Raw genomic sequence first — 10,246 nt, 5'->3', positions numbered from 1 at the left:
CGACGGGTTGGCCTGCCTTAGTTGAAGTCCAGCACGTACTCGATGGCGACCTCGCGGCCGACCGGGCTGAAGATGCGGTCGGCGATGAAGGCGAAGTCCTTCTTGTACGGGTCCTTCTCTTCGTTGACTTCGTCGAAGATGTTGCTGACGTAGAAGTTGACCTTGGCCTTCTCGGTGATCTGATAGCCGGCGCTGAGGTTCCAGGTGATCGCCGGCCCGACGCGGCCGTAGTACTTCTTGGTCGCCTGGCCGAAGGTCGGGCTGGCCGAGTCGTTGTCGACGCAGTTGTCGGAGTTGGGCACGTAGCCGTCGGAGAACGGCAGGCAGCCGTTGAAGCGCACGCTCGGCACGCTGCCGACGCGGTCGGCGTAGACGGTCGCGTTCCACTTCTCGCGCTGCCAGTTGACGCTGCCGCGGAACTTGCTGCGCGGTTCGTCGTTGCGCTTGTCCTGCATCTCTTCGCTTGCGTCGGTGCGGGTTTCGAGCTTGAGCAGGTTGGTGTAGTTCAGGCCCAGGCTGAAATCGCCCCAACGCTCGGTGGTGAAGCGGTACTTCAACGACGCGTCCACGCCTTCGACGTTGCGCGCGGCGCGGTTGACCGGGCCGGTGCGGATATCGGTGACCTGGCCCAGCAGCGGGCCGGCGCCGTCCGGATCGGCGGCGCGGGTGACGCGGCCGATCTGCAGCTTGCAGCGGTCCGCGCTCGGAGCGCTGACGCGCGGCTCGCCGGTCGGGGTCTTGCCGGTCAGGCAGTAGGCCTCGTCGAGCAGCACGTCGTTGGCTCCGACGTCGTCGATTTCGTCTTCCAGTTCGATGCGCCAGTAGTCGGTCGACACCGACAGGCCGTCGGTGATGTCCCAGACGAAGCCGGCGGTCCAGGAATTACCGGTTTCGTAATTCAGGTTCGGCGTGCCCTGGCGCGCGATGTTCGCGTCCTCGACCTTGAAGCCGGCGTCCCAGGTGCAGTTGCCCTGCTGGCCCGCGCGCAGGCAGTTCAGGTAATCGGTCTGGTCGGCAACCGAGGTGCTCGGCGTGGCGTAGACGAAGTGCATGTCCGGCGCACGGAAGCTGGTCGCATAGGTGCCGCGCACCAACAGGTTGCTGAAGGGGCGCCATTCCAGGCCGGCGTTGTAGGTCGACGCGGCGTCGCCGGATACGGCGTCGTACTTGTCGTAACGGCCGGCCAGCGATGCGGTCAGCGACTCCAGCAGCGGAATCTTGAACTCGACGCCGGCGGCGTAGTGATTGCGCGTACCCGAACCCAGATCGAGATTGGCGGTCTGGTCGTACTTGCGGTTGTCGCCGATGGTGTTCGGATCCGGCGCAAGGCTATACCCCTGCTTGGCCGCTTCGAGCTGGGCGGCGAAGCCGATCGGGCCGGCCCAACCTTCGAACAGGTCGCCGCTGACGATGAAGTTGGCCGAGGTCAGCCAGGATTCGGCGCGGTTCTTACCGCGCGTGGTGATCGAGGCGTAGTCCTGCGGCGAGATCGGATTCCACAACCGGTTCTGGTCGATGCGATCGCGATTGGCGCCGAGGAAGTAGCGGTCGGCTTCGGCCAGCAGCACGGTCGGGAACTTCTCGTCGACGGTGTATTCGGCGCGGCCGATGCTGAAGTCCCAGTCGAAACGATCGCCGAACTGGCCGCGCAGGCCGGCCGACAGATCCCAGGACAACTCGTCGGAGCGGGTGTAACCGCCCTTGGCGCCGCCGATTTCCTGCGGAGTGAAGCGCTTGACCAGGTCGAGATCGGCGTTGAGGCCGACGTCGTGGTAAGTGCCGCCCGAGCTCCATGCCGGCATGAAGGTCATGTTGGTGCCGCGCGAGCTCCATACACCAGCGGTGACCCAACCCTGCATGCCGTTGGCGAAATCGTAGTTGCCGTACACGTAACCGGAGCGATCGTCGCTGCCGTTGCGCAGAGTCCAGTGCTGGTAGGCCGTCTTCTGGCCGCACTGCCAGCCGGTGTTGCCGATGGTGTTGCTGTTGCGGTTATAGGTACGGCGGTTCTGCAGGAAGAACTCGGAACCGTACTGATCGCAGGCGCCGGCCGGCGGCATCATGCGCTGGCCGGTGCCGGCGTTGAACATGCGGATGCCGACCGACGGCAGCACGCCGACCTTGCGGTCCTGCGGATTGAGCGAGGTCGCCGGCGCATCGAATTCCGAGTCCATGAACTCGCGCTCGCTTGCCGGCAACGCTTCGCGGTGGAACCACTGCAATGCGTAGGTCACGTTCCAGTTGTCGCCGCTGCGGCCGCCGGCCCAGGACAGGTCCATCGAATCGCGGCCGCCGCGGGTCGAGGTGCCGCCGCGGATCTTGACCTGGTCGCCCTGGAATTCCTTCTTGAGGATCACGTTGATCACGCCCGCGACCGCATCGGAGCCGTAGATCGCCGAGGCGCCGCTGGCGAGCACTTCGATGCGCTCGACGATCGCGGTCGGGATGTTGTTGAAGTTGGCGAAGTTGCTCTTGCCCTGGTACGGCAGCGGGTAATCGACGACGCGACGGCCGTTGATCAGCAGCAGGCTGCGACCCGGGCCCATGTTGCGCAGGTTGAGCGGACTGGCGTTGACCGTGTGCTGGCCCCAGGCGATGTCGGACTCGACCGTGCCCATGGCTTCGGTCAGCGTGGTCAGCGCGTCGTAGACGGTGTTGAAACCTTCCTTCTCGATCTGCGCGGCGGTGATGGTGAAGACCGGCGCCGGTCCTTCGATCTCGCTGCGCTTGATGCGCGAGCCGGTGACGGTGATCTTGTCGATTTCGGTTGGCTTGTTCGCCCGGCTGCTCTCGTCGGCGCCCGCGCTGGCCTGGCCGGCCGGCGTCTCGGCGGACTGCGCCTGCGCCACGGCAGGCGCGAACAGGATCGACAGCAAAGCACCGGTCAGTGCGCTGCGTCGCAGGGTGGAATGGCTCATCTTCGCGGTGCTCCCCAAGAAAAAGTGGACTGCAATGGCGACCGCTCCCTGGTCTCAAACGGCTTTTCTCTCGATCTAAGTAAACTGCCCGGATGGCCCCGAAAGACCGCCCCGGCATACCCAACCCCCAAATTGGATCGATCTAAATTAACCACAACCTGGGACCGCGTTGCATGACGCGGCGCAGCAATGAGGGTGTGCTAGGGAGACCGCGTACACAGTCGCCGCGACGAGCCGGTCGCCGATACGCCGGTAAGTGATTGTTTTGCCGAGTCTGGCGACAGCCGTGAAGGCCGCAGGGCCTCGGCCTGCCCGAATCGATTTTTGCGTGCCGGCCTGCCGAAGGCATCGCCGCCTGCGCGCGATGCGCGAACCGGGTCGGCCTGCCGAGCCCAGCCCCTGCCCCTCGTCCGCGATGCCTCGCTCTTGGGTAGGAGCGGCGCGAGCCGCGACCCGACCTCCGGCTTGCGGCGCTGCCCACGGTTCGCGGTCGCGGCTTGTGCCCCTCCTCCGAGGTCCACCGCGTTGCCGTTGCCGTTGCCGTTGCCGCTGCCGTTGCCGCTGCCGTTGCCGTTGCCGCTGCCGCTGCCGCTGCCGCTGCCGTGATGAGCTTGGCGTAGTACCGAACAGAAGCTCTGCACTTGCTGCTGACTTTGTTGAAGCAAGATCAAACGCCAAGAGCTTCCGCCACTAAAGCGGCGGGTTACTTTCTTTTGTCATAAGCAACAAAAGAAAGGTAACCAAAGAAAAATGCTTTTCTTTGAATCACAGGCCCGCACGAGCGGTGCATACGCAGGGCTTTTTCATACGGGACATCCCTGTCCCGATGAAAAACGGCGCGCATCCCTGCGCGCCGCCCTCCGGGGCTTCGATTGCCTTCGCTAGTGCGGGACGACGCACACCCACAACAAAAGCGAAGGCGAGGCAGGGCCAGGGCCAGGGCTAAGCAGAGCGTAAGAAGGTGCCTGCCGTTGCCGTTGCCGTTGCCGTTGCCGTTGCCGTGAAGAGCTTGGCGCAGCGACGAGCTTGCGAGAACACCAGGAGACCCGGAGGGCGCCGCACAGGACGTGCGCCGTTTTTCGATAGGACATGGATGTCCTATCGAAAAATCCCGGCGCTAGCATCGCACTCGTGGCCTGTGCCCTTGCAAGGAGAGCCCTTTTCTTTGGTTACCTTTCTTTTGGGCTTAGCAAAAGAAAGTAACCCGGCCGCGTCAGCGGACGGAAGCTTTAGACCTTGATGTTGATATTGCTTCAACGCTTCGCGGCGGCAAACGACGCAGGCGTGGCTAGCGTGTCGCGGCTTACGCCGCGCCTACACGGGGCTACGTCTAGTAGCGCCGAGAAATTGAGGTGGCGCGGTCGCGGCTCGCGCCGCTCCTACCCGGCAACAGTTCGCGACTTCGATCGATAACACCGGCCGTGCAGCCTCTACCCATCCCTTGGTCGCGGCTTACGCCGCTCCTACACGGGGCTACGTCTAGTAGCGCCGAGAAACTGAGGTGGCGCGGTCGCGGCCCGCGCCGCTCCTACCCGGCAACAGTTCGCGACTTCGATCAATAACACCGGCCGTGCAGCCTCTACCCATCCCTTGGTCGCGGCTTACGCCGCTCCTACAGGGAGCTACGTCCAGTAGCGCCGAGAAATTGAGGTGCCGCGGTCGCGGCTCGCGCCGCTCCTAACCTAGGAGCGCGATTCGCCCCCCCGAAGACCATGCACCACTAACCGAGCAAGGCGCGAACCAACTCTCGCACCCGCTGCTCATCGCTCTGCTCCCAATCCGCCGACAACCCCGCCAACGCCTCGTTGCGATAGCGCATCGCCGAGCGCTTCGGCATCTTGGCCGAGGCGTGCAGCTCGCCGACTGCCGCGCGCTGCGCGAGCGCGACGATGTTCTGCACGGTGACACCGGCACCGGCCATCAAGCCGATGCGCCCGGCCGCCTGCTCCACCAGCGCCGCGATACGGTCGGCGCCGTTCCAGGCGTCGGCAGCGCCGCCCGAGGTCAGGATCCGCTCGCAACCCAGAGCGATCGCCGCTTCCAACGCCCGGCCCTGGTCGCGCGCCGCATCGAAGGCGCGATGGAAAGTCACGCCGAGCGATCCGGCCGCTGCGATCAGCTCGCGGCAGGTCGCAGCATCGACCTCGCCGTCGGCGTCGAGCGCGCCGATCACTACCCCGTCGCAGCCGAGCCGCACGCAGGCCTCGACGTCGGCACGCATCACCGCAAGCTCGGAGTCGTCGTAGAGAAAGTCGCCGCCGCGCGGGCGGATCAGCACGTACAACGGAATGCGCAGACGCTCGCGGGCAACCGCCAGCGTGCCGTAGGACGGCGTGGTGCCGCCCTCGCCCAGGTTCTCGCACAGCTCGACCCGGTCGGCGCCGCCGGCTTGCGCGGCGAGTGCCGAGCCCAGCGAATTCGCCGAGATTTCCAGGCTGCGCCGGCTCATCGCGCCGCTCACGTCTGTTCGGTCGTGTAGACCGAACGCGAGTCGAGCAAGGCATCGCGTTTGCCGGCATCGCAAACCGCGTAGACGAAGCCGCGGTGCAGCGCGTGCGCGCCGACTTCGCCGTGCTTGTTGATCGCCAGGAAACAGACCTGCAAGGTCTTGCTCGCTTGCGGACGCTTGCGCACCAGGCGGTCGATCGCCTCGCGGCAGGCCTCGTCCGGGCTGCGGCCTTGCCGCATCAGCTCGACCACCAGGAAGCTCGCGGCGTTGCGCAGCATTTCCTCGCCCACGCCGGACGCGGTCGCGGCACCGACTTCGTTGTCGACGTAGAGCCCCGCACCGACGATGGGGCTGTCGCCGACCCGGCCGTGCAGTTTCCAGGCCATGCCGCTGGTGGTGCAGGCGCCGGCGAGCTTGCCGCTGGCGTCGATGGCGAGAATACCGAGGGTGTCGTGGTTGCTGCTGTCGCCGGGCTTGGCGGTGTCGAGACGCTCGGCGTTGATCTTCGGTTCGTACTTCGAGGTCTTGCGCCATTCCTGCCAGGCCGCGCGGGCCTTGTCGGTCAGCAGGGCCTGCTTCGGGAAGCCCTGCTCGATCGCGAACTGCTGCGCCCCGGCGCCGACCAGCAACACGTGCGGCGTGCGCTCCATGACCCGGCGCGCGACGCTGACCGGATGGGCGATATCTTCGAGCGCGGCGACCGCGCCGCAACGGCCGTCGCCGTCCATGATGCTGGCGTCCAGGGTCAGCACGCCGTCGCGGTCGGGGTTGCCGCAGCGGCCGACGGTGCTGTTGCACAAATCCGCTTCGGCCCAGCGTGCGCCCGCCTCGACCGCATCGAGCGCCGAGCCGCCGGCAGCGAGCACCGGCCAGGCGGCCTGGTTGGCGCCGACGCCGAAGTCCCAGGTCGACACCAGCTTCGCACCGGTACCGCCTCGCCCCGGGGCTTGCCCGGTGGCGGCGAATGCAGGCAAGGCAGCGGAAGTGGCGGCGAGCAACGAGCTGTGCAGGAAACGACGGCGGGAGGTCATGAGATGGATTCGAAACGGCGCGAAGCGCGGACCGCCGACACGCTAGTCGTCGCCGTCGGTGCGCGCAAGCGTGGACAGGCCGCGCGCAGCACGCCTGCGCAACCGACCGATTCGGCCCGGGGCGGTGTCATGGCACCGGCTACCTCGCGCTTTCGACGAATTTCAACGCGTTTGCGCATCCTTGATGCAGGCGGCAGCCGCACGACGCGGGAGGGGGCCGGAACGGCCACGGCCTGGGCGCTCGCCCGGTTTGGCCGCCGTCCGCCATCGCTTACGTTCCCTAGCAGGTGGCCGCGGCTGCGGCCCGTCTCCCCCGTTTCGGCGTCGCACGCCCGCGCCGGAAGCCAAGCGACAAGGAAGATGTGTCATGCAACGGACTTCCGCAACGAAGCCGACGGGACCGTCTATGTCGATGATCGGCGAGTCCGAGCCGATGCAGGCCATCCGGCGCCTGCTGCGACGTTACGCCGGCTGCAATGCCCCGATCCTGATCGAAGGCGAGACCGGTACCGGCAAGGAATTGGCCGCGCGCGAGGTCCACTACGCCAGCCCGCGCAGCCTGGGGCCGTTCGTTCCGGTCAATTGCGGCGCCCTGCCCGATTCATTGCTCGAATCGGAACTGTTCGGCCATCGCCGCGGCGCCTTTACCGATGCGCGTACCAGCGAGCCCGGATTGGTCGAATATGCGAACGGCGGCACCTTGTTCCTCGACGAGATCGACTCCCTGTCCGCGCGTGCGCAGACCATCCTGCTGCGCTTCCTGCAGAACGGCGAGTTTCGCGCGATCGGCGAACGGCCGCTGCGAGTGGCCGACGTGCGTATCGTCGCGGCGACCAATATCTCGCTGCTCGCGGCGGTCGAGGCCGGGCACTTCCGCCGCGACTTGCTGTATCGCCTTAACGCCTTGTATGTGGCCCTTCCGCCGCTGCGCGAACGCGGTGACGACATCGTCCTGCTCGCCCGGCATCTGCTGCGGGAGGTCGTGCGCGACCAGGACATGCCGCCGCGCGAATGGAGTCCTGCGGCGTTGCAGGCGTTGGCCCGGCAACGCTGGCCCGGCAACGTGCGCGAGTTGGAGAACGCGATCCTGCGCGCCTGTCTGCGCTCGGACCGACTGGATATCGGCGTGGAGGAACTGAGCCTGACCGATGCGACGGCCCATGCCGAAGCGCGGGCGCCTGCCGAATCGGCGCTTGTTGCATCCGCGCTTGTCGACTCGCTGCCTGTCGACTCGACGCCGGTCGATCCGATCCCGCACGAACAAGGTTTCGCCTCGGCCAAGCGCCGAGCGATCGAAGTGTTCGAGCGCACCTACCTGATCGGCCTGATGCAACAGGCCAAGGGCAACATCAGCCACGCCGCCGAGATCTCGCGCACCGAGCGCCGGCACCTCGGCAAGCTGCTCAAGCGCCACGGCATCCACGGCGACCGGCTGCGCATCGGCTGAACGCCGCAGGTGTCCGCGCGCACCCGGATGCCTTCGCCGGCCTCGGCCGCATACCACGCCGCCCTGCCGCCTTCGAGCCGGCTTCGCTCCGTTTTTCATGACCTTGCCGCGACTTCCTCGCCGCTCGCTGCAACCGCGAAGAAGTTGGCACGACGATTGCTTGCTATCCCTCGTCGGAGCAAGGAAACGCAGCAATGACGACGCCGGAGCGAGCGCAGGAACGCGACGCAGAAATCGAAGCCGCCGTGCTCGGCTACATCGGCGCGCATCCGCTCGCCGCCGACACGCTCGACGGCATCGTCCAATGGTGGTTGCCGCAGCAACGCTACGTCACCGCCCACGCGCGCATCGAAGCGACCCTCGAACGGCTGGTCGGCGACGGCGCCCTGCGCCTGCGCCGCCTGCCCGACGGCACCACGCTGTACTCGCTCGGCCGCGCACCGATGCCCCCCGCATTGTGATTCCACGAACCCAGCAAGGAGAATGGTCATGCCAGCTGCGCTCACCTACCCGGGCGTCTACGTCGAGGAGATTCCTAGCGGAGTCCGCACCATCACCGGGGTCGCGACCTCGATCACCGCCTTCGTGGGACGCGCCCGGCGCGGGCCGGTCGACCGAGCGATCGTGATCAACGGCTTCGGCGACTTCGAACGTCGTTACGGAGGACTGTGGCTGCAGAGCCAGCTCGGTTACGCGGTGCGCGATTTCTTCCTCAACGGCGGCAGCCAGGCGATCATCGTGCGCCTGTACGCCTCCACCACCGCCAGCTTCGCCAGTCCCGCCGCCGAAGCGGCCGCGATCGCGGTCGTCGCTGCCGCCACCGGCGACAGCGCCGCCGCAGCGGCCACGGCGGCCGAGACCAAGGCCAACACCTACCCCAACGACCCGGAGAAGAGCGCGGCCAAAGCGGTCGCCCTGGTCGCCAAAGGGGCTTCGGAAGAGCCCGGTGCGACCGCGCAAACGGTGCAGAAGGCGGCCAAGGCCAGCATCGCGCCCGCGCGCGCGCCGCTGACGATCGAGGAACTGTCGCTGGAGGCCGCCTACGAGGGCGCCTGGGGCGGCAAGTTGCGCGGCGAGATCGTCGCCTCGCCCAACGCCGAGGTCGCACTGGCTTTCGGCGTAGCCCCTTCCGCGTTGTTCAACCTGACCATACGCGACGCCAGCCCCGGCGGCGCGGTGGAAACCTATCTCAACGTCACCGTGGTCGAAAGCCCGCGCCGCATCGACCGGGTACTCGAATCCGAGTCGGCCCTGGTGCGGGTCAAGGGCGCCTTGCCCGGTTCGGTCAGCGCCGGCACCGATGCGATCACCACCGCCGAAGCCGAGGTCGGCGATGCCAAGACCGAGCTCGACGACCTGATCAAGGCCGGCGCGTCGCAAGCCGATATCGACGCCGCACGCGCGCTCTGGGAGACCAAGCGCGCGGCGCTGGCGGTGAAATACGAAGAGGCCGACCAGGCCGCCTCCGACGGCGGCCACCTGGGCGCGCTGCACTTCCTGCCCGACCAGGGCATGCAGCTGAAAAAGGGCTTGTACGCGCTCGAACAGTCCGACCTGTTCAACCTGCTGTGCATTCCGCCGTACAAGAGCGTCGACGGCATCCAGTTCGACGCCGAACCGATCGTGCTCTCGGCCGCGACCGCTTATTGCGAACGGCGCCGCGCCTTCCATGTGATCGATCCGCCTAGCGGCTGGACCAGCAAGGAGGCGGCGATCGCCGGCCTGGACACCGTCGCCGACCCGAAGAGCCGCAACGCCGCGATCTTCTTCCCGCGCCTGCGCCAGCCCAACTTGCTGCGCGACAACGGCATCGAGAGCTTCGCTCCCTGCGGCGCGGTCGCCGGCATCTTCGCTCGCACCGACGCCAGCCGCGGCGTGTGGAAAGCGCCGGCCGGTCTCGACGCGACCCTGGTCGGCGTGCCGCAGTTGTCGGTGCCGCTGACCGACGCCGAAAACGGAGAGCTCAACCCGCTCGGCATCAATTGCCTGCGCGCGATGCCGGCCAGCGGCCGCGTGGTCTGGGGCGCGCGCACCCTGCGCGGCGCCGACCAACTCGCCGACGAATACAAATACACGCCGGTGCGTCGCACCGCCTTGTTCATCGAGGAGAGCCTGTTCCGCGGCCTGAAATGGGTGGTGTTCGAGCCCAACGACGAACCGCTGTGGGCGCAGATCCGCCTCAACGTCGGCGCCTTCATGCACAACCTGTTCCGGCAGGGCGCGTTCCAGGGCAGTTCGCCGCGCGACGCCTACTTCGTCCGCTGCGACAAGGACACCACCACCCAGAACGACATCAACCTGGGCGTGGTCAACGTCGTGGTCGGCTTCGCGCCGTTGAAACCGGCCGAATTCGTGGTCCTGCGCATCCAGCAGATCGCCGGCCAGATCGACGTCTGAGTTT

The 10,246-nt window shown here is 66.9% G+C and carries 6 protein-coding genes; 3 read left to right on the top strand and 3 right to left on the bottom strand.

Features of this window, described 5'->3' with window-relative positions; all coding sequences use genetic code 11:
• Positions 1–17: 17 nt before the first annotated feature.
• The 3 genes from ACTJJK_RS11940 to ACTJJK_RS11930 all read right to left on the bottom strand — a co-directional run bounded on the left by ACTJJK_RS11940 (position 18) and on the right by ACTJJK_RS11930 (position 6,398).
• Positions 18–2,918 carry a TonB-dependent receptor plug domain-containing protein gene (locus ACTJJK_RS11940; RefSeq protein WP_031372271.1) on the bottom strand — a complete coding sequence of 967 codons (2,901 nt, stop codon included), beginning with the start codon at positions 2,916–2,918 and terminating at the stop codon, positions 18–20.
• A 1,720-nt stretch (positions 2,919–4,638) separates the two neighbouring features.
• Positions 4,639–5,367: a copper homeostasis protein CutC gene (locus tag ACTJJK_RS11935; protein WP_031372346.1), complete on the bottom strand. Its 729-nt coding sequence runs from the start codon at positions 5,365–5,367 to the stop codon at positions 4,639–4,641.
• A gap of 8 nt (positions 5,368–5,375) precedes the next feature.
• Positions 5,376–6,398, bottom strand: coding sequence for a N(4)-(beta-N-acetylglucosaminyl)-L-asparaginase (locus tag ACTJJK_RS11930; RefSeq protein WP_031372345.1), 1,023 nt, complete (start codon positions 6,396–6,398; stop codon positions 5,376–5,378).
• Positions 6,399–6,804: 406 nt separating this feature from the next.
• On the opposite strand from ACTJJK_RS11930, the gene ACTJJK_RS11925 reads away from it, so the two are divergent.
• From ACTJJK_RS11925 to ACTJJK_RS11915, 3 genes are all read left to right on the top strand, one after another.
• The gene (locus ACTJJK_RS11925; protein WP_440730290.1) at positions 6,805–7,845 is read left to right on the top strand and encodes a sigma 54-interacting transcriptional regulator; all 1,041 of its coding nucleotides are present in this window, start codon (positions 6,805–6,807) and stop codon (positions 7,843–7,845) included.
• A 194-nt stretch (positions 7,846–8,039) separates the two neighbouring features.
• The gene (locus ACTJJK_RS11920) at positions 8,040–8,306 is read left to right on the top strand and encodes a hypothetical protein (protein ID WP_031372343.1); all 267 of its coding nucleotides are present in this window, start codon (positions 8,040–8,042) and stop codon (positions 8,304–8,306) included.
• Positions 8,307–8,334: 28 nt separating this feature from the next.
• Entirely contained in the window at positions 8,335–10,242 is a 1,908-nt protein-coding gene (locus ACTJJK_RS11915; RefSeq protein ID WP_031372342.1) for a phage tail sheath family protein, read from the top strand.
• Positions 10,243–10,246 lie beyond the last annotated feature (4 nt).

This window comes from Lysobacter sp. 22409 (assembly GCF_052045105.1).
In the GTDB taxonomy this organism is placed as follows: Bacteria; Pseudomonadota; Gammaproteobacteria; order Xanthomonadales; family Xanthomonadaceae; genus Lysobacter; species Lysobacter antibioticus_B.
Note: the sequence above shows the minus strand (reverse complement) of the source record. Positions and strands in the feature narration are given on the sequence as shown.